The organism is Acidovorax sp. AC410, from assembly GCF_979253235.1.
This window is the reverse complement of the sequence record NZ_CEEDCG010000001.1, coordinates 4,561,094-4,577,734: the sequence shown is the minus strand read 5'-3', so window position 1 is coordinate 4,577,734 and position 16,641 is coordinate 4,561,094. Positions and strand designations below refer to the sequence as shown.

Sequence of the window (16,641 nt, the reverse complement as noted above, 5' to 3'; positions counted from 1 at the left end):
GCCCCTTTGGGTGCTGAATGCGCAATGCGCCGGTCAGTGGTAGACGTAGGTCGCGCTGTAGGGTATGCCTGCGCCAGCGACGCTCAGCGTCATCTTGATGGTGCCCGTGCCCGCGATGACATCGAAGGTGCAGACATTGAGCGTCCAGTTGTTGGCCAGCGCGCTTTGCTGGCTCTGGGTGATAGGCAGGCGCAGCGATGCGTCGCTGCAGAACGCCTGCTGGCTCATGGGGCGCGCGACATTGACCAGGGTGATGGGAGTCTGCGCCGTGGCGAACGCGGTCACGCTCACGTCCAGCAGGTGGCCGGCGGAGCCGGTGAAGGGCGGATTCGTCACCACGCCGCCATAGCTCACCAGGGTGAAGACAGGATTGCCCAGGCTGACCTGGGTGAAGATGTCTTTGCCCAGGGCCAGCTTGGGCAGGTGCAGCAGGTTGCCGGTGCTGATGAATTGGTTGTCCTCACCAACCACGGCCGGATCGCCGGCCTTGAGCAAGCCGGTATCCAGCAGCTTGATCACCACATTGAAGTATTTGGCGTTGTCGATCTGCAGCATGGGCATGCTCAGCGTACCGGTGGTGCCATTGAACACCGCCGGATCGGCTGCCTGGGCCCCTGCCATGGCGCTCACGAGAAACGCCGCAACCGCGAGGTTTTTGGGGTTCGGTTTCACGTCTGATCTCTCCTGGAAGGCCCTTGCCGGACCTGTAACCGTTAACGTACATCGTAACCAACCGAGTCGGCCAACTATCTGTGGTACCTGGCTGGGGGCGTAGCGCATGCACCACACCTCAATGGGTGTATTGTCCGCCACGGTGTCCCTGCCTGCTGGTGACCAAGGACACATCCGCATGCAGAACGCGCCTCATTTTTCAGCAACAACGGCCACCATTCGCATCACAGAAAAGGACAATGAGCGCCAGCAAGGGACATAAGGCACTACGCCATTGTCAATAACGTGCAGACCGGTGGCCCAACCCGCCCCAGGTATAGGCATTGGCTGGCATACGTGGCCCGGCGATGGAGGTACGGTGGTTTCCAGACCAACAACCCTCCAAAGGAGCTGCCATGCCCGCACCCGCCCCCCAACCCTTGCCGCCCATCGACACCCCGCCGCTCGAACAGCCGCCCCAGCCTGCCTGGGCGCCCGAGCCGCCCCAGGGCGACCCCCCGCCCGGTCCGGCCGAGTCGCCGGTGCAGGACCCGCCGCCCCATTTTTGAGCCAATGCAGGAGGGCGCAGCTCCCCAGCGCCGTCTACGCAGACGCGCTGGCGCCCGCCCGCCCGACCGTGCGGTGGGCCTGGCGCAAGGGCCGGTGAAGGGCCGGGATACCGTGGGTTGTTTTGGCCCCTTACCGATTGGGCTGCGGCACGGCTGCGTAGTTGGAAGCGATGGCCTGTAGCACGGCACCGATCAGCGCGGCATCCCCCGCTTGGGTGGGAAGCACATCCTTGACAATCTGCACCGCGTATTGGAGCTGCTCCTTGGCCAGCGCCGCAGACATGGCGTTGCCGCGCTTTTCATTCGGGGCAGCATCGCGGATGGTGAGGGACATGGAGCGCTTTCGCAGAGGGAAAGCGCTGAGTATGGACTCCCCCCAATAGCCCTATCGGTCGTATATTGCGCAGGTGATGCGTCCCCCGTGAACCCGCGCCGCCGCTGCTGCCCAGACAGCCGGTGCGCGGGCCCCTTGTTCAACAGGGATGGATGAAAGGCAAGGCCCGGCAGGTGTTTTCCACGCGAACCAACTCCCCCGGGTCTGCCCAGGACCGCTCCGCGCTGCGGCTCGAACCGTGGCGGGTGTTCTTGTTCGTGTTCGCCCTGACCGGGGTGGCCATCGCCTTGCAGCTGTTCACGGTGCGCCATGCCATCCGCGAGGTCGAGGTGGCCCGCCTGCAGGACGTGAGCCACTATGTGTCGGAAAACCTCACGCGCCAGCTCAAGGGCCTGAACGAGGCGCTCACGCGCATCAGCCGCGACTACCGCGCCTCGGCGCTCGCAGCGTCGAGCGCCGACTCCTCGCGGCAGCTGCACCTGCTCACCGACGTGATCCAGGCCGTGCGCGGCCTGGCGGTGTACGACGCCAACGGCATAGCCGTGGCGTCCGACCGGGCCATCGACGTGGGCCGCGATTTCTTTGCCAAGGAGTTCTTTCGCACCGTGCGGGGCCGGCCAGACCCGCATGTGCTCTACCTCTCGCGCCCCTCAGCCTCTGACGACGAGGGCGTGGCACTGCACCTGTCGCGCGCGGTGTTCGACGCCGCCGGGCAGTTCACGGGCGTGGTCACCGCCACGCTGGACGACGAGTTCTTTGCCTTCACCCTGCGCGCGGCGCTGTTTGCGCCCGACATGCGGGCCACCATGGCGCATGCCGACGGCGAGGTTTTCGTGACCGTGCCCAGCACGGGCACCGAGCGCATGGCCAACCTCTCGAGGCCGGGCTCCGCGTTCGAGGCCCATGTCCAGAGCCAGCGGCAGAACACGGTGTTCGAAGGCATGGTGCCGGCCACCGGCCGCGAGCGGCTGGTGGCGCTGGCCAGCGTGAAGCCACAGGGCCTGGGGCTGGACAACACCGTGGTGCTGGCCGTGAGCCGCGAGCGCTCGGAGGTCTACGCGCCCTGGTACGCCCAGGTGCGCCTGTATGCCACGCTGTATGCCACCGTGCTGGTGCTGGCCACGGGCCTGCGCCTGTTCGAGCGCCGGCGCCTGCGCCGGCTCATGGCGCAGGAAGAGGCCTCGCAGGCCGCGCTGCAGCTGACGGCGACCCGCCTGGAACGCGCCCTGGACGGCGCGCAGCTGGGCCTTTGGGAGCTGCAGGTGGATGCGCGCCAGCTGCGCATCGACGCCCGGGGCGCGCGCATGCTGGGCTACGGCGATGCCGAGGTGGTCCGCTCGGTCGATGAATGGACCGCCACGCTGCACCCGGCCGACCGGGAGGGCAACGCCACCGCCTTCGCCAGCCACCTGCGCGGGGCGAGCCCCGCCTACGAAAACGAGTTCCGCGTGGGCGTGGGCGGCGGCGGGCAGTTCGTGTGGCTGTTCAGCCGCGGCAAGGTGACCGAGCGTGCCGAGGGCGGCGCCCCCCTGCGCATGATCGGCACCTTCATGGACATCACCGCGCGCAAGGCCAACGAGGCGGCCCTGGCGGATGCCGTGCTGCTGCAAAAGAAGTCCGGCGAGATCGCCCGGATCGGCGGCTGGACGCGGGACCTGACCACCGGCCTGTCGCAATGGACCGACGAGGTCTGGCGCATCCACGACCTCGAGCCCGGCGATGCGCCCGACCAGCGGCATACGCTGGACTTCTACACCCCGACATCGCGGCCCCTGATCGAGGCTGCGGTGGAAAAGTGCATCCAGGACGGCACGCCCTGGGACCTGGAACTGCAGATCGTCTCCGCCAAAGGGCGCCTGCTGTGGGTGCGAACGCAGGGCGAGGCCATCCGCCGCGACGGGGCCATCGTGCGCCTGGCGGGGGCTTTCCAGGACATCACGGCGCGCAAGCAGGCCGCGCTGGAGCTCGAGCGCCTGAACGCCACCCTGTCCGAGCTGTCCTACCAGGACGCACTCACCAGCCTGGGCAACCGCCGCCTGTTCGACGACACGCTGCAGGCCGAGTGGGCGCGCAACGCGCGCCAGGGCTCGGCGCTGTCGCTGCTGATGGTGGATGTGGACTACTTCAAGCGCTTCAACGACCTGCACGGCCACCAGGGCGGCGACGAATGCCTCAAGCGCGTGGCCAGCGTGCTGCGCGAGGCGCTGTGGCGCTCGCACGAGCGCGCCATGCGCTACGGCGGCGAGGAGTTCGCCATCCTGCTGCCCGAGACCACGATGGAGGGCGCGCGCCTGGTGGCGCAGCGGCTGCTGGACGCGATGGCCGCCGCCCGCATCGCGCACGGGGCCTCGCCCCTGGGGCCCTGGGTCACGCTGAGCATTGGCGTGGCCTCTATTGCGCCCGCGGCAGACGGCAGGCCCGCCACCCTCACACGGCGTGCGGACATGGCCCTCTACCAGGCCAAGGGCCAGGGCCGCGCGGGCTTTGCCATCGACGAAACGCCGGCCACCGCGTGACTACCCGCTCGCGCCACCGTCCAGCAGGGCACGCACCCGGCGCGTCATGTCGTCCACCTCGAAGGGCTTGGTGAGGATCTCCATGCCGGGCGAGGCAAAGGGCTGCGAGGCCGAGACCTTCTCGGCATAGCCCGTCATGAACAGGATCTTGAGGTCCGGCCGCTCGGCGCTGGCCGCCTCGGCCACCTGGCGGCCGTTGAGCCCCGGCAGGCCGACGTCGGTGATGAGCAGGTCGATGCGGCGGTGGGGCACCCGCAGCTGGTCCAGCCCCGAGAGGCCGTCGTGCGCCTCCAGCACCTGGTAGCCCAGGTCGCGCAGGACCTCGGCCACCATCTCGCGCACCAGCGCCTCGTCCTCCACCACCAGGATCACCTCGCCCCGGGCCGCCGCCGTGGCGGCAGCGGGCGCTGGCAGCGCGTGCGCCTGGCCATCCTCGGCGTTGAAATGGGCCGGCAGGTAGATACGCACCGTAGTGCCCTGCCCATACTCGCTGAAGATGCGCGCGTGGCCTTCGGACTGGCGGGTGAAGCCGTAGATCATCGACAGCCCCAGGCCCGAGCCCTCGCCCACCGCCTTGGTGGTGAAGAAGGGCTCGAAGGCATGGGCCAGGGTCTCGGCCGTCATGCCCGTGCCCGTGTCGGTCACGCTGATGCACACGTACGGGCCCGGCTGCACGCCGTGCAGTGCCGCGGCATAGGCCGGGTCGAGTTCGACGTTCTGGGTTTCGATGACGAGCCGGCCACCGCCCGGCATGGCATCGCGGGCGTTGATGGCCAGGTTGAGGATGGCGCTTTCGAGCTGGTTCTCGTCGCACAGCGTGGTCCACAGCCCGGGCGCGAGCTGCAGCGACAGCTCCACTTTTTCGCCGATGGTCTGGCGCAGCAGGTCCTGCATGGACAGCACCAGCGGATTGGCCCGCACGGCCTTGGGGCTGAGCGGCTGGCGCCGCGAGAACGCCAGCAGCCGGTGGGTGAGCCCCGCCGCGCGCGAGGTGGAGGCCAGGGCCCGCGTGACGTAGGTGTCCAGGTCGGCTGCCGTGCCCTGCACACCCTGCCCGATGCGCTTGCGCAGCAGTTGCAGGTTGCCCATGATGCCCTGCAGCAGGTTGTTGAAGTCGTGCGCGATGCCGCCGGTGAGCTGGCCCACCGCTTCCATCTTCTGCGCCTGGCGCAGCGCTTCCTCGTGCAGGCGCAGCTGCTCGGTGCGCTCGGCCACCTGCGACTCCAGCGTGGCATTGAGCGTCTGCAGCGCGGCCTCGGCCTTGCGGCGCTCTTCGATCTCGCGCTGGGCCGCCTCGAACAGGCGCGCATTGTCGATGGCAATCGCCGCCTCGGCCGCCAGCAGGGCCACCGAGCGCTCCGAGCGTTCGGTGAAGACCCCTGCCTGCGCGTGGCCGAAGAACAGGCCGCCAATCACATGGCGGGCCCGGTCGACCACCGGCACCGCCAGGTAGCTGGTCACGGCCAGGTGGCCCTGGGGCATGCCGTGATACGGGGCGCTCTGGCCGTAGCGCGGGTCCTGCGTGATGTCGTCCGAGCGCACGATGCCCTCGCCCGCAAAGGTGGGGCCGAAGATGGCCGTGTTGCGCGGCATGGGAAAGTTCTCGAACGCCGCGCGCGGCGCGCCGGACAGGGTGTACAGCGTGTAGCTCTCGCCAGCCTCGTTCACCAGGTTGTAGAAGAAGGCACCGAACTGCGCGCCAGTGACCTCCACGCCCGCGTCGGTCACGGCCTGCACCACCTGGGCCAGGTCGTTCTCGCGCGCCAGCGTCGCGCCCACGCGGTTGAGGATCTCGAGCGTGCGCTTTTCCTCACGCAGCGCATCCTCGGACACCTTCCACTGCGTGCGGTCGCGCAGCACCTTGACGAAGGCCACGGGCGCAGCGGCAGGGTCCGTCACCGGCGTGAGCTCGCCCACGGCCCAGAAGCGCGAGCCATCGGCGCGCATGCGCCAGCCCTCGTGGCCGCCGCGCCCCTTGGCCAGGGCATCGGCCATTTCCTCGCTCACGCGTGCCTGGGGGTTGGTCTCTTCGGGAAAGATGCGCAGCAGGGTCTGGCCGCGCATCTCCTCCTCGAACCAGCCCAGCAGCCGCACGGCACCGGGGTTCCAGGTGAGCACGGCGCCACGGCTGTCCAGCGCGATGATGGCCGTGTCGGTGGCGCTGTTGATGACGGTGGATAACGCGGCTGCGCTCAGTTGCATGGGCTGTGGCTTGTTGAACACGTTCTGGTGGGCAGATGGCTCCCGGCCACCGGCCCGGGCCCGCAAAGATCGGGGGGCGCGCGGCATCGGGAATGGCCACTTTACCTTTTCACACCGGTTTGAACCACCGGGTGTTCATGGGGGCGGCGGCCCCGCATTCTTAGCCAGGCTCGGCATCGGGCAGGCCCATGCAGTGCTCGAAGAAGGCATCGAGCTCGGTGGACTTGTCGAACACGCCATCGGCGCCCAGCGCCTGGCAGCGGCGGCGCATGTCGGGCGTGGCGTAGTTGGACAGCACAAAGACATGCTGGCCCGGGCTGCGCTCGCGCACGGCCTGCAGCACCTCCAGGCCAGAGCCTGCGGCAAGAAACAGGTCCACCACCATCAGCTGCCACTGGCCGCGCCAGCGCTCCATCGCCTGCCGGGCGCCGGTGGCAGTGGCGGCAATGGCAACAACGCGTGCATTGGCCAGCTCCTCCAATGCCGGGACCAGGGTCTCACTGATCATTTTGTTGTCTTCGACAAGGATGGTGATGAAAGGCATCGTGGACCGTGCCGGTTACACCGGGTTATGGGGAAGCTGCCTACAATCTAAGCGCGCAGCCAAACCCCGCGTGTAGGCATTTGCCCCGCATGTAGGGCGTGCTACACGATTGTGTGATTTTTTCCACCACAGAGCCTGAAATATGTCCCGCGACACGAAAACGCCCCAGGCAGCTGAAATCGCCGATGTGCTGAACCAGAACGTCGAGGCGGCCGAGCAGATCAAGGCCACGGCCAGCGAACTGAACGTGGTGCATGCCGTGCTGTCCACGCAAATTCCGCCCAAGGCGCTGGAGGGCGACCTGCAGGCCGCCGTGGAACGCACGGACGAGCTGGAGCAGCAGCTCAGCGAGACCGCCGAGGCGCTCGAAAAATCCAACGACCTGCTGCGCGAGATCGATGCCCAGCAAACCGCTGCAGCTGCTGCAGCCGCCGCTGCTGCAAAAAAATAGCCGGATTGCCACCCCATGGGACGGCGGCATCGTCCTACAGCCGTGCCGCCACCTGGTGCGCACACTGGGCTTTTTGCAGCGGAGGCCCCATGGCCACACAGCCCCCATCACCCGACGGCAAGCCCCGCAAGGACCCCGACCGCCCTACCCCGGCCTTCACGGAAACCGATGGCTCGTCCGGCCAGCGCAAACCTGCGGACACGGCGCCCGAACGCGGGGATACGACCCCCACGGCCCCGGCACCCCACCCGCCCGAGTCGGATGTGAACCCGGAAACCCCGGCAAGCATCAATTCGCCATGACGGGGAACTTGGCCCCTGCCCCGGGCAGGCAGACGCCCCAGCGACGGGAACTCACAGCGGCGTCAGCGCCTCGGGCAGGCACGACTCCTCATGCCCCACGAGGCGGATCCACATGCCGGTTTTGCGGATGATGATGTAGTCGACAGTGACGACGCGGCCTTTGTAGAGGAATTGGGAGCCGGGTTTGTAAAGGACCATGGAGCAAGGCGAAGAAGGCAGATTGCAGACAAAAAAGGCGTCTGCAAGAAACAGGCCTTGCATGGTGCCTGCAGCGGTGCCCTTCGGTTGTGACCGCCGCAAAAAACCCGGTGCTGCGGTGGGCTGTTACTTGACGCCTTGCGGCCCGCAACCCCGTGGGTGCCGGCGGGCGCAAGAAGTGCCAGGCCCTGGCCTGTCAGTGCTCGCCAATGGCCAGGCCATGTGCGGACGTGTCCGCCCGCGGTGAGGGGGCCGATGCCGATTGCGCCGACATGGATTGGGCGGCCACGGGCAGGTGGCTCAGCACGGTGGCCTTGATCTCAGGACCGGCCATCTTGAAGGCCACCACGGCCGTGACCAGGAGCACTGCGATGGTGGCGGCCACGCCGAACACCCGCGAATCCCCCGCACCGTCAGCGCCCTGCAGCATGCCGTAGTGGCCCGATGTGTTGCTCATGCTTTTCATGTGGTTGCTCCTGGCTTGTGTGGTGCAGTGAAGTTAACGGCCAGCGGGCAACCGGGCTGTCGGACAAATGCCATTCCTGGCAGCGGAAAACCCGCAATCCCCCACGCCCCCTCCGCCAGCCTGTCGGCACCACGAAAAAGCCGCCCTGGAAGGCGGCTTGGCAGCATGCAAGTGGCAGAAAAAAGAGGCTGTTACATGCGATTCCACGGCCATTCGCCACACTTGGACCGCGATACCGTCACGTTCGCCAGGCGGCGCATGGCCGTGTCGTCGTAGATGTAGCTCAGTCGCACACCCGCCTGCAGGTCGGGCACCACATGCGGGTCGCGGCACAGCGTGCCCATCAGCTCGCGCTCCACCACGGCCTCGAAATCCGGCCGCACACCGGCTGGGCTGACGAGGAACTTCACCGTCACGTGCCGGCCCGCATGCGTGGCCGAGGTGGACAGAATGCGCTCGTCGCGCCGTTCGCGCGCGTCGGAGTTGTACTCCTCGGCCAGGCGCTTGGCCCGGGCCTCGGCGCTCAGGCGCGGCATGCGCTCTGCGGGCACGCGGGCCATGAGGAAGTTCTCGTCGCACACGCGCAGCGCGATCTGGATGCCGGTGGGCGTGGGCTTGTTGGTGGCGTTGTCCACGCAGCGGTCGTACTGCGCGCGCGCCCTGGGTCCCAGGTCATCGCGCGAGCGCAGGGGATAGTCCTGCGCCATAGCGGCGCAGGAAAACAGCAGCGCAGCGCCAAGAGCGGCGCCGCGTGCCAGTGGATGCATGGTCCTCATGGTGGATTTCCCCCGGGTTCTTGTTGGTTGGTGTGTTCGTGCCGGGTGCGTTCGTTCACCTCGGCGAGCCTGCAGTGTGCTCGCGCACCGCCCCTGCGACAAGCTGTGTTGCCTGCGGTAACCCGCCCGGGCTGCGCCCTGCCTTCACCCTGCGGCAAACGTCACCACGGCCACCAGCAGCAGCACCGCTGCGGCCGCCAGCCACATCACGCGGGGGCTGTACTGGCCAAACTCCAGTTCAGCGTCGTCCGCCAGGCCGGCATCGGCAAAGGACATCTGGCGCTGGAATGGTTTGCTGGTGTTCATGGTGCTCTCCCGGTGTAGATGTATGCAAAGGTAGCTGGCCAGCCCAGCCGTCCGTGTCAGACAAGTTCCCATCCTCGCAGCAGACGGGGCCGGTGGCGTTTTTGAAATGGGTGCGGATGTGACATACCGCACGAAGAGCGCACGAAAAGGGAAGGCCCCGGACAGGAACCCATAGAGCGCGCACGCGCGCCCGCGCGCCCGCCCCGACCGGCCGACGGCACGGGCCAACAGGGAAAGAGCCGGGCCTGACGCTGCCGGCTACTCGAACACCTTGCCGCTGTGCCCGCACACCCAGCTTCGGGCATGGGCCAGGGCGTCGTCCTCGGTATCGAACGTGTCCTCGGAAGCCACGTTGAGCACCTCACCCCCCGTCAGCTCCACCGACACGACCGACCACTTCTCACCCCGCACCAGGGTCACCCAGCAGCTGTCCGCATCGCTGCACCGCAAACGGTGCTCCGTTGTCACCATGGCCATCGGCATGTCCTTTGTCCACGCTGGCAGCACAGGAGGGATCCGGGGTTCCATGGTCAGCCACCTGCGCGCCAGCACATCGATGGACCACTGTACGGCGGGTGCGCCACCGCCCACGTCAGCCAACGCCTACAAAACCACTGTGCCGGGGCTTTGCGCTGGCGCAGGGCAGCCTGGATGCTACGGACGCACCCGCTTCCACTCGCGGTGCATTTCCTGCAGCAGCAACCGCGCCAGAAAGTCCGGGTTGTCCTGGACCAGCGCGCTCTTGGGCGCCAGTCCCATGGTGAGGCAGGTGACGGTGAGGGTTCCGTCCTTCACCTTCCAGGTGCCGACATGCCCCTTATGCTCCAGCTGCCCGCTGTCAACAGACCCGTTCTGAGCGCTATCGTTCATGGTGTCACCTTGGCGTGAAAGAGGGAGGAAACCAGGCCCCGGGCGCACCGGGGCGCACCGGCATGCACCAGAGGCTACGCCGATGAAGTGACAGCGTGGCTGCGAATGATGTCTGCCACCTTCGCGAATTCGTCCAGTGCGCGCGGAACGAAGTCGATCACGGGGTTGCTCGCGTTCCAGGCAATCCGGTTGAAGGTCTGCGCGGTCTTGCTGGCAATGCGCTCCGCCGCTTCCGCAGCCTCTTCGCGGATCTCTACCGCCAGCGCACGCACCTGTGCCGTGGCCAGCAGGCGCTGTTCAAAATCATTCATGTCGGTTCACTTTCGCAGGGAAACAAAGGCCAGCCCTGCGGAAGTCGCACAGGTCCAGGCCATTGTGCGCCACAAGCCCCGGGCACCGGGGCACTAGCTGCCCTTTCGGCGTGGCGGGTCTTGGCGCCCGATGTTCGCGCGGCCCTCGCGTGAAGGACGTGGCTTTAGAGCGGATAACACAACTCAGCGAAGCGGTTCTGGCTAGACATCATGGTCGCCGCCCCCTGGATAGGCGGCCGGTCTCCGACATCGTAGATTGCGTCCAAGGACGTAGCGCTACATGCTGTGACTTGCGTCGTCAGCAACAAGGAGACCGACCATGCAAGAGAGTAGCAAGATTCACGTGGGCCTGGACGTCCACAAAGACAGCATCAGCATCGCAGCGGCCGAGCCTGGCCGAGTGCCCGGGCGCCTGATAGGCAAGGTCACGCACGATGTGAGCAAGCTGCTCAAGGTGCTGGCCAAGGTCGGCAACGCCGATCAGCTGCACATCGTGTACGAGGCCGGCCCCACCGGCTTTGGCCTTCAGCGTGCTCTGCACAGCAGGGGCTACCTGTGCGAGATCATTGCCCCCTCGCAGATCCCGCGCCGCCCTGGAGATCGGATCAAGACCGACGGGCGCGACTGCGTTCAACTGGCCGAATGCTCTCGCGCTGGCCAGTTGACTGCCGTGTGGATCCCCGACCCAGAGGACGACGCGATCCGTGACCTGTCACGGGCACGCGAAGATGCAGTCAACAGTCGCGTGCAGGCCCGCCACCAACTCAAGGGATTCTTGCTGCGTCACGACGTGCGATACACCGGCAAGACCTCATGGTGTGGGGCCTACTACCGCTGGCTGGGGACACTGAACTTCGGGGTGGGGGCCGCACAGACAGCGTTCACCGAATACTGGCAAGCCGTGACGGCTGCAGATGATCGCGTTGACCGGCTGACGAAGGCGCTGCAGGCTTCGATCACTGGCTGGCGCTTTGAGGCGGTGGTTGGTGCGCTGCAGGCACTGCGTGGTGTCGCCGCGATCACGGCGATTGGCTTGGCAGCGGAGATTGGAGATCTGGGACGCTTTGCCCATCCACGCAAACTCATGGGCTACCTCGGTCTGGTGCCCTCGGAGCACTCCAGTGGTCAGCGCACGAGCCGGGGCAGCATCACCAAGACCGGCAACGCGCACGCCCGGCGGCTGCTGACTGAAGCCGCCTGGAACTACCGCTTCAAGGCGCGCATCGGCAAACAAGCGCAGATCCGACAACAGGATCTGTCCGAGCCGATACGAAGGATGGCATGGACAGCGCAGTTGCGGCTGACACAGCGCTTCGCGGCGTTGAGTGCACGTGGCTTGCAGGCCAACAAAGCCTGCATCGCCGTCGCAAGGGAGCTGGCAGGCTTCGTCTGGGCCATCGGCATGCAGGCGCAGCGCGAGCAGGGCCAGCCAAACTGAAAGGGCATAACACGCAACAGGATCGATCTGGCGATGCGATACGAGCAACGATAGGGCAACCCTCGACGCTCCTACCAGGGCACCGCAAGGCAGATCCCCGATCCTAGAGCGAGGCAGGCCCGCGACGAATCGATGAAGTGCTGGTAACCAATCCGCGGATATGAGTCTGATTCATCGTCGCTGCAAACGCTCGTGTCGCATCACCCGATCGATCCTAAGAGAACGCACACCAAATGAGGCACTGACAGTATTGACAATGGCGACCATATGAGGAGCGTGCGCGGCAGAAGGCATCGAAGCGAAACGCTCGAAAACCGAGGATCGTTGGGTAGTACCGACAAGCCCAGGGTGGCCCCTGGGCGCCAGAGGTGATACCCGGCGAGACCGGTTTATCGGGCGTTGCAGCCGATGCTCCTTCTGCCGCGCACGCTCCTAGGCGCTGCGTCGCAGGCAGTACGTTAGTACGACAAGACGCGGCAACGACGCCAGAAGAGTTTTGTTAGCCGCTCTTAGCGCCGCACCTTGCACAGCGATTCCCACAGCGCGGTGGCCGCGGTCGGCTGCGCACCGCACTCGAAGGCCAGTTTCAGGAATTCCTCGGCAGACAGCGCGATTTCCTGCGGCAGTGCCCTCACCACCTGCATGGCGCCGGGCTTGAGCCGTTCGATCTCCCAGCTGGAGAGCCGGCCATCCGACAGCGCGGCCTGCCGGAACGCGGCGACGATATCGGCCGGCAGGTTGGGCCCATGCAGGTAGTACTCGAGCCTGGGCAGAAAGCTGGCTTCCAGGTGCGCCCCACCGACGGGGCTGCCATTGGCCTCGTACCACGCCTCGCGCGAGCGCCCTTGCCCTCCAGGGTAGCGGTCCGCCAGCGTGTAGTAGCGGATGCGCTCTGCAGGGATGCCCCCGCGCGCCAGCAGCGACTGGTACAGCGCCGCCATGGGCTCCAGCGAACGCACCGTGGCGTCGTCGTGCCTGCGGCTGAAATCGATCTGGCCCAGCCATGCGTGTTCCTGATCGGTAAGGTCAATGTCCGGGGTGCGTGTCATGTACCCCATTCTGCCCTCAGGCACGGCCCGGGCGCCAAGATAAAAGTTTGGCTTGTCGGAATCCCGATACTCGAAAACCATGGCAAACCTGCTACACCCTGCCCGGGCGCTGGGGCGCCGCGCCCAGTGACAGTCCGCCAGGCAATTTTCCGTTGGAGGCACACACGCATCGGGCCCACAATGCGACGCCAGCTCCTCCCCCCTTCCCAAGTGCCCAACTTCTACGTTCTCTTTGGCGTCATCGCAGTGGCCGCCGCGATCATCTGGGCCTCTCGCCAAGGCAAGGAGCCCGCTGCGCCCGCCAATGCCGCCGAAGAGAAGCCGCCCCATCCGATGGCCTGGCTCGGCTTTTCCCTGCTTGGCATCGGTCTCCTCGCTGCAGGGATGGTGATGTGTTTCCACCCCGGAGAGCCGTCCATGGATGCCAAATGGATCTCCGTAGCAATGTACATCGCCTACTGGCTGATGGGTGACTACGGCCCGGCCATTGCCTTCATGGGCCTGGGGGTGGTGTGCCTGTACAAGGCCTATCCCCTTGTGCGGGACGCCTGAGCTGTGGCCCGCTGACCGTTGCCTCAGCGCACCGTGAGCACGATCTTTCCGCGAATGTGCCCACGTGCCGCCCGCTCGTGTGCGCTGCGCGCATCGGCCAGCGCAAACCTGCTGTCGATGGCCACGCGCACCGTGCCCGCGCCGAGCAAGCCCGCCAGTTGCGCGAGCTGGGCGCCGCTGGAGCGCACCTGCGTCGCGGCCCACAAGCCGACCATCACCGCAGTCTGGCCCGAAAGCCGGCGCGCGAGCCCCAGCGTCAAAGCGTTCATAGCGTTTTTTCTGGAGGAGCTGTTTCCGTCGCCCGCGCCGTGGGATGCGGTGATCGCACAGAGCGCCTTGTTGCACAGCCACGTTTCGCCGACGCGCAAACGGCCAGCAGCGCAACAGCACCAAGTGTGATCACAAAGCTGGTTCGAACTACTTTGGTGCCTGCGGTTATTTAATTGGCACTACAATTAAAACGATGTTCACAGTCATCGAGACACCTGAATTCATCGGTTGGGCGGCCAAAGTCTGGACCGATGCGGAGCGTGCGGACTTCATCAGCTGGATCTCTGTGAACACCGAAGCCGGCGATGTGATCCCCGGATCGGGCGGCCTGCGCAAGGTGCGCTGGAGCCGTTCCGGCATGGGCACGCGCGGGGGAGCCCGGGTGATCTATTTCACCCGCAACGAAAAGGGCGATGTGGTGCTGATTCTGGTGTACGCCAAGGCCAAGTTCGACAACATCAGCACCCAGGTGCTCAAGGCCATCAAGGAGAAGTTCGATGCCCAGTCCCAAAAAAATGGATCCTGAAATCGCCGAGTTCGAAGCCGCACTTCTGCGCAGCGTGGACCAGGCCCTGGCTGGCGAGGTGGGGGCCGCGCACACCGCCGAACAGATTGCGGCGCGCAAGCGGGGCCGGCCTGCAGGCACGACGAAAGCAGACTCCAAGCAGCGTGTGACCCTGCGGGTGGACCCTGACGTGCTTGAAGCCATCAAGGCGACAGGCACGGGCTGGCAGACGCGCATCAATGACCTGCTGCGGGCTGACATTCAAGCGGGACGGCATCTGTCCAAGGCGTGAGCAGGCTCTACCCGAGCCACTGCGCAGCCGCCCGCCATCTCATACCGGAGCGGCCCCCAGCGCCTCTGACAAAAACTCCGCCGTCGCCCGCACCCGCGCCGTGCGCTGCAGGTCGGGGTGCATCACCAGCCAGACCTCATGGTCGCTGGCGCGCCGCCGCCCGGGCCAGATGCGCACCAGCCCCTCCCGTTCACCCAGATGCACCGGCATCTCGCCCAGGCCGATGCCGGCCGCCACCGCCTTGCGCACCAGCAGGCCGGAGTTGACCGCCATGGCGATGCGGGCCTGGCGCGCCGGCACCTGGGCCGCCGTGGGGAACGGCCGCTGCTCCAGGGTGGGGCCGTAGGCCACCAGGTGGTGGCCGCGCAGTTCGTCGTCAGGCACGGGCATGCCAAAGCGGTCCAGATACGCCGCGCTGGCAAACAGCCCCACCGGCCACGAGGCCACGCGCCGCACCACCAGCTCGGGCGCATCGGGCCGCACGTTGCGAAAAGCGATGTCGGCCTGCCGGCGGCTGAGGCTGAGCACCTGGGTGGACACCTCCAGGTCCACGCGAATGCCGGGCCAGTGCTGCTGCAGCCGCTCGATGGCGGGCAGCAAGAAGTCCATGGCAATCGAATCCGAACTCGTGACGCGCACCAGGCCGGCATGGCTCTCGTCCTGCCCCTCGATGCGGGTGCGCAGGTCCAGCGCCGCCGCCTCCATGCGCCGCGCAGCGCCCAGCGCCGCCTCGCCCGCTGCGGTGAGAAGGTAGCCGCCCTTGGCGCGCAGAAAGAGCGTGGCGCCCAGTTCGGCCTCCAGCGCCTGCAGGCGACGGCCCACCGTGGCCTGATCCACGCCCAGGCTGCGCGCCGCAGCACGCAGCGAGGGTGCGCGGGTCAGGGCGAGAAAGATGCGCGTGTCGTCCCAGTTCATGCGATGCAATTTTGCATCACTAGACAGCAAAAACGCTGCATTTCACAAGCACCTTTCCGGCCTAAGCTGTGCGCCATCACTGAACCGATAGAAGGAAACCCTCCATGCAAGCCATCGTCTTCGACGAATTCGGCGGCCCCGAAGTCCTCGTGGCCCGCGAAGTTGCCCGCCCCGAAGTGCGCCCGCACGACCTGCTGGTGCACAACGCCGCCATCGGCGTGAACCGCGCCGACCTCTCGCACCGCAAGGGCGCCTACGGCCGCGCGTACTTCGGCGACTCGGACCTGATGGGCCTGGAGGTCGCCGGCACCGTGGCCGAGGTGGGCCCCGAGGTGCAGGGCTTTGCCGTGGGCGACCGCGTGATGGGCATCGTGGGCGGAGGAGCCTATGCCGAGTATTCGCGCATCGACCACCGCATGGCCATGCATGTGCCGCAGAACCTGTCGCTGCTCCAGGCCGGTGCCGTGGCCGAAGTGTTCGTCACCGCGCACGAAGCCATGTTCCATCTGGCGCGGCTGCAGGCCGGCGAGGCGGTGCTGATCCACGCGGCGGCGGGCGGCGTGGGCTCGGCCGCCGTGCAACTGGCCCATGCTGCCGGGGCGCGCGTGTTCGCCACCGCCAGCGCCGACAAGCGCGACGCCGTGCGGGGCTTCGGCGCCGATGTGTTCATCGACTACCGCAGCGAAGACTTCCAGGCCGTGGTGGCCGACAAGACCGAAGGCAAGGGCGTGGACGTGGTGATCGACTTCATCGGCGGCCCCTACCTGGAACGCAACGTGCGCTCGCTCGCCGTGGGCGGGCGCATGGCGGTGGTGGGGCTGCTGGGCGGCGCCACAGAGGGCGCACAGCTGCCCATCGACGTGCTGCTCTACCGCCACCTGCAGATCTACGGCACGGTGATGAAATCACGCCCGCCCGAGGTCAAGCAGGCCATGACGCAGCGCTTTGCCCAGCGCTGGCTGGGCGCGCTGGCCGACGGCACGCTGCGCCCGGTGATCGACAGCACGTATCCGCTGGCGGATGCGGCCGGGGCGCACCGGCGCATGGAGACGGGGCTGAGTGTGGGGAAAATTCTGCTGGTGCCAGAGCAGGCTGCGCAAGGAGCGTGAACCGGGTTGCGTTCA

General features: G+C 66.9%; 23 protein-coding genes. 9 read left to right on the top strand and 14 right to left on the bottom strand.

The genetic code is table 11. The annotated features are described in order from the left end of the window. Positions 1-33: 33 nt before the first annotated feature. Entirely contained in the window at positions 34-672 is a 639-nt protein-coding gene (locus AC0IZS_RS21255; protein WP_471637435.1) for a hypothetical protein, read from the bottom strand. Between the two features lie 395 nt (positions 673-1,067). Here AC0IZS_RS21255 and AC0IZS_RS21250 point away from each other — a divergent pair, with 395 nt between their 5' ends. Further along, the gene (locus AC0IZS_RS21250; protein WP_322592450.1) at positions 1,068-1,220 is read left to right on the top strand and encodes a hypothetical protein; all 153 of its coding nucleotides are present in this window, start codon (positions 1,068-1,070) and stop codon (positions 1,218-1,220) included. 130 nt (positions 1,221-1,350) lie between these two features. Here AC0IZS_RS21250 and AC0IZS_RS21245 read toward each other — a convergent pair whose 3' ends face one another. Then, positions 1,351-1,554, bottom strand: coding sequence for a hypothetical protein (locus AC0IZS_RS21245; RefSeq protein ID WP_007858227.1), 204 nt, complete (start codon positions 1,552-1,554; stop codon positions 1,351-1,353). Between the two features lie 152 nt (positions 1,555-1,706). Between AC0IZS_RS21245 and AC0IZS_RS21240 the strand changes: the two genes are divergently transcribed. Next, positions 1,707-4,070, top strand: coding sequence for a sensor domain-containing diguanylate cyclase (locus tag AC0IZS_RS21240; protein WP_471637434.1), 2,364 nt, complete (start codon positions 1,707-1,709; stop codon positions 4,068-4,070). Here the strand turns inward: AC0IZS_RS21240 and AC0IZS_RS21235 are convergent, their stop codons facing one another. Further along, complete coding sequence (locus tag AC0IZS_RS21235; RefSeq protein WP_471637433.1) at positions 4,071-6,272, bottom strand: response regulator; 2,202 nt, start codon at positions 6,270-6,272, stop codon at positions 4,071-4,073. Positions 6,273-6,432: 160 nt separating this feature from the next. Continuing rightward, positions 6,433-6,816, bottom strand: a complete 384-nt coding sequence (locus AC0IZS_RS21230) for a response regulator (protein WP_471637432.1) — start codon at positions 6,814-6,816, stop codon at positions 6,433-6,435. A gap of 142 nt (positions 6,817-6,958) precedes the next feature. On the opposite strand from AC0IZS_RS21230, the gene AC0IZS_RS21225 reads away from it, so the two are divergent. Next, positions 6,959-7,267 carry a hypothetical protein gene (locus AC0IZS_RS21225; protein WP_471637431.1) on the top strand — a complete coding sequence of 103 codons (309 nt, stop codon included), beginning with the start codon at positions 6,959-6,961 and terminating at the stop codon, positions 7,265-7,267. A gap of 89 nt (positions 7,268-7,356) precedes the next feature. After that, entirely contained in the window at positions 7,357-7,569 is a 213-nt protein-coding gene (locus AC0IZS_RS21220) for a hypothetical protein (RefSeq protein WP_471637430.1), read from the top strand. 51 nt (positions 7,570-7,620) lie between these two features. Here the strand turns inward: AC0IZS_RS21220 and AC0IZS_RS21215 are convergent, their stop codons facing one another. The 7 genes from AC0IZS_RS21215 to AC0IZS_RS21185 all read right to left on the bottom strand — a co-directional run bounded on the left by AC0IZS_RS21215 (position 7,621) and on the right by AC0IZS_RS21185 (position 10,496). Then, entirely contained in the window at positions 7,621-7,830 is a 210-nt protein-coding gene (locus AC0IZS_RS21215; protein ID WP_471637429.1) for a hypothetical protein, read from the bottom strand. 133 nt (positions 7,831-7,963) lie between these two features. Beyond that, entirely contained in the window at positions 7,964-8,224 is a 261-nt protein-coding gene (locus AC0IZS_RS21210) for a hypothetical protein (RefSeq protein WP_471637428.1), read from the bottom strand. A gap of 200 nt (positions 8,225-8,424) precedes the next feature. After that, complete coding sequence (locus tag AC0IZS_RS21205) at positions 8,425-9,009, bottom strand: hypothetical protein (RefSeq protein WP_471637427.1); 585 nt, start codon at positions 9,007-9,009, stop codon at positions 8,425-8,427. A 144-nt stretch (positions 9,010-9,153) separates the two neighbouring features. Further along, positions 9,154-9,315: a hypothetical protein gene (locus AC0IZS_RS21200; protein ID WP_471637426.1), complete on the bottom strand. Its 162-nt coding sequence runs from the start codon at positions 9,313-9,315 to the stop codon at positions 9,154-9,156. Between the two features lie 258 nt (positions 9,316-9,573). Further along, the gene (locus AC0IZS_RS21195; protein ID WP_471637425.1) at positions 9,574-9,792 is read right to left on the bottom strand and encodes a hypothetical protein; all 219 of its coding nucleotides are present in this window, start codon (positions 9,790-9,792) and stop codon (positions 9,574-9,576) included. A 177-nt stretch (positions 9,793-9,969) separates the two neighbouring features. Further along, positions 9,970-10,185: a hypothetical protein gene (locus AC0IZS_RS21190; protein ID WP_471637424.1), complete on the bottom strand. Its 216-nt coding sequence runs from the start codon at positions 10,183-10,185 to the stop codon at positions 9,970-9,972. Positions 10,186-10,259: 74 nt separating this feature from the next. Then, positions 10,260-10,496: a hypothetical protein gene (locus AC0IZS_RS21185; RefSeq protein WP_471637423.1), complete on the bottom strand. Its 237-nt coding sequence runs from the start codon at positions 10,494-10,496 to the stop codon at positions 10,260-10,262. A gap of 319 nt (positions 10,497-10,815) precedes the next feature. Between AC0IZS_RS21185 and AC0IZS_RS21180 the strand changes: the two genes are divergently transcribed. Beyond that, the gene (locus tag AC0IZS_RS21180) at positions 10,816-11,934 is read left to right on the top strand and encodes an IS110 family RNA-guided transposase (RefSeq protein WP_471637422.1); all 1,119 of its coding nucleotides are present in this window, start codon (positions 10,816-10,818) and stop codon (positions 11,932-11,934) included. A 509-nt stretch (positions 11,935-12,443) separates the two neighbouring features. Here AC0IZS_RS21180 and AC0IZS_RS21175 read toward each other — a convergent pair. After that, positions 12,444-12,983, bottom strand: a complete 540-nt coding sequence (locus AC0IZS_RS21175) for a hypothetical protein (protein ID WP_471637421.1) — start codon at positions 12,981-12,983, stop codon at positions 12,444-12,446. A gap of 210 nt (positions 12,984-13,193) precedes the next feature. Between AC0IZS_RS21175 and AC0IZS_RS21170 the strand changes: the two genes are divergently transcribed. Beyond that, a complete protein-coding gene (locus tag AC0IZS_RS21170; protein ID WP_471637420.1) occupies positions 13,194-13,535 on the top strand; it encodes a hypothetical protein in 342 nt (113 codons plus the stop codon). A 23-nt stretch (positions 13,536-13,558) separates the two neighbouring features. On the opposite strand, the gene AC0IZS_RS21165 is transcribed toward AC0IZS_RS21170, so the two are convergent. Next, positions 13,559-13,804 (bottom strand): zinc-binding dehydrogenase, encoded by a 246-nt coding sequence (locus AC0IZS_RS21165; protein ID WP_471637419.1) that lies wholly within the window; start codon positions 13,802-13,804, stop codon positions 13,559-13,561. A gap of 194 nt (positions 13,805-13,998) precedes the next feature. Here AC0IZS_RS21165 and AC0IZS_RS21160 point away from each other — a divergent pair, with 194 nt between their 5' ends. Together AC0IZS_RS21160 and AC0IZS_RS21155 are read left to right on the top strand one after the other, a co-directional pair. After that, complete coding sequence (locus AC0IZS_RS21160) at positions 13,999-14,331, top strand: transcriptional regulator (protein WP_471637418.1); 333 nt, start codon at positions 13,999-14,001, stop codon at positions 14,329-14,331. Beyond that, the gene (locus AC0IZS_RS21155) at positions 14,303-14,602 is read left to right on the top strand and encodes a BrnA antitoxin family protein (protein ID WP_471637417.1); all 300 of its coding nucleotides are present in this window, start codon (positions 14,303-14,305) and stop codon (positions 14,600-14,602) included. The genes AC0IZS_RS21160 and AC0IZS_RS21155 overlap by 29 nt, the downstream gene beginning before the upstream one ends. 39 nt (positions 14,603-14,641) lie before the next feature. On the opposite strand, the gene AC0IZS_RS21150 is transcribed toward AC0IZS_RS21155, so the two are convergent. Next, on the bottom strand, positions 14,642-15,517 hold the full coding sequence (locus tag AC0IZS_RS21150) for a LysR family transcriptional regulator (protein WP_471637416.1): 876 nt from the start codon (positions 15,515-15,517) through the stop codon (positions 14,642-14,644). A gap of 104 nt (positions 15,518-15,621) precedes the next feature. Between AC0IZS_RS21150 and AC0IZS_RS21145 the strand changes: the two genes are divergently transcribed. After that, complete coding sequence (locus AC0IZS_RS21145) at positions 15,622-16,626, top strand: NAD(P)H-quinone oxidoreductase (RefSeq protein WP_471637415.1); 1,005 nt, start codon at positions 15,622-15,624, stop codon at positions 16,624-16,626. Positions 16,627-16,641 lie beyond the last annotated feature (15 nt).

Bases quoted from the DNA above. Each gene is read 5' to 3' on its own strand.
- AC0IZS_RS21180 (WP_471637422.1), top strand. From the start codon at position 10,816: ATGCAAGAGAGTAGCAAGATTCACGTGGGCCTGGACGTCCACAAAGAC.
- AC0IZS_RS21175 (WP_471637421.1), bottom strand. From the start codon at position 12,983: ATGACACGCACCCCGGACATTGACCTTACCGATCAGGAACACGCATGG.
- AC0IZS_RS21225 (WP_471637431.1), top strand. From the start codon at position 6,959: ATGTCCCGCGACACGAAAACGCCCCAGGCAGCTGAAATCGCCGATGTG.
- AC0IZS_RS21215 (WP_471637429.1), bottom strand. From the start codon at position 7,830: ATGCAAGGCCTGTTTCTTGCAGACGCCTTTTTTGTCTGCAATCTGCCT.
- AC0IZS_RS21145 (WP_471637415.1), top strand. From the start codon at position 15,622: ATGCAAGCCATCGTCTTCGACGAATTCGGCGGCCCCGAAGTCCTCGTG.
- AC0IZS_RS21200 (WP_471637426.1), bottom strand. From the start codon at position 9,315: ATGAACACCAGCAAACCATTCCAGCGCCAGATGTCCTTTGCCGATGCC.
- AC0IZS_RS21245 (WP_007858227.1), bottom strand. From the start codon at position 1,554: ATGTCCCTCACCATCCGCGATGCTGCCCCGAATGAAAAGCGCGGCAAC.
- AC0IZS_RS21240 (WP_471637434.1), top strand. From the start codon at position 1,707: ATGAAAGGCAAGGCCCGGCAGGTGTTTTCCACGCGAACCAACTCCCCC.
- AC0IZS_RS21150 (WP_471637416.1), bottom strand. From the start codon at position 15,517: ATGAACTGGGACGACACGCGCATCTTTCTCGCCCTGACCCGCGCACCC.
- AC0IZS_RS21195 (WP_471637425.1), bottom strand. From the start codon at position 9,792: ATGGCCATGGTGACAACGGAGCACCGTTTGCGGTGCAGCGATGCGGAC.
- AC0IZS_RS21235 (WP_471637433.1), bottom strand. From the start codon at position 6,272: ATGCAACTGAGCGCAGCCGCGTTATCCACCGTCATCAACAGCGCCACC.
- AC0IZS_RS21210 (WP_471637428.1), bottom strand. From the start codon at position 8,224: ATGAGCAACACATCGGGCCACTACGGCATGCTGCAGGGCGCTGACGGT.
- AC0IZS_RS21230 (WP_471637432.1), bottom strand. From the start codon at position 6,816: ATGCCTTTCATCACCATCCTTGTCGAAGACAACAAAATGATCAGTGAG.
- AC0IZS_RS21190 (WP_471637424.1), bottom strand. From the start codon at position 10,185: ATGAACGATAGCGCTCAGAACGGGTCTGTTGACAGCGGGCAGCTGGAG.
- AC0IZS_RS21220 (WP_471637430.1), top strand. From the start codon at position 7,357: ATGGCCACACAGCCCCCATCACCCGACGGCAAGCCCCGCAAGGACCCC.
- AC0IZS_RS21205 (WP_471637427.1), bottom strand. From the start codon at position 9,009: ATGAGGACCATGCATCCACTGGCACGCGGCGCCGCTCTTGGCGCTGCG.
- AC0IZS_RS21155 (WP_471637417.1), top strand. From the start codon at position 14,303: ATGCCCAGTCCCAAAAAAATGGATCCTGAAATCGCCGAGTTCGAAGCC.
- AC0IZS_RS21185 (WP_471637423.1), bottom strand. From the start codon at position 10,496: ATGAATGATTTTGAACAGCGCCTGCTGGCCACGGCACAGGTGCGTGCG.
- AC0IZS_RS21165 (WP_471637419.1), bottom strand. From the start codon at position 13,804: ATGAACGCTTTGACGCTGGGGCTCGCGCGCCGGCTTTCGGGCCAGACT.
- AC0IZS_RS21160 (WP_471637418.1), top strand. From the start codon at position 13,999: ATGTTCACAGTCATCGAGACACCTGAATTCATCGGTTGGGCGGCCAAA.
- AC0IZS_RS21250 (WP_322592450.1), top strand. From the start codon at position 1,068: ATGCCCGCACCCGCCCCCCAACCCTTGCCGCCCATCGACACCCCGCCG.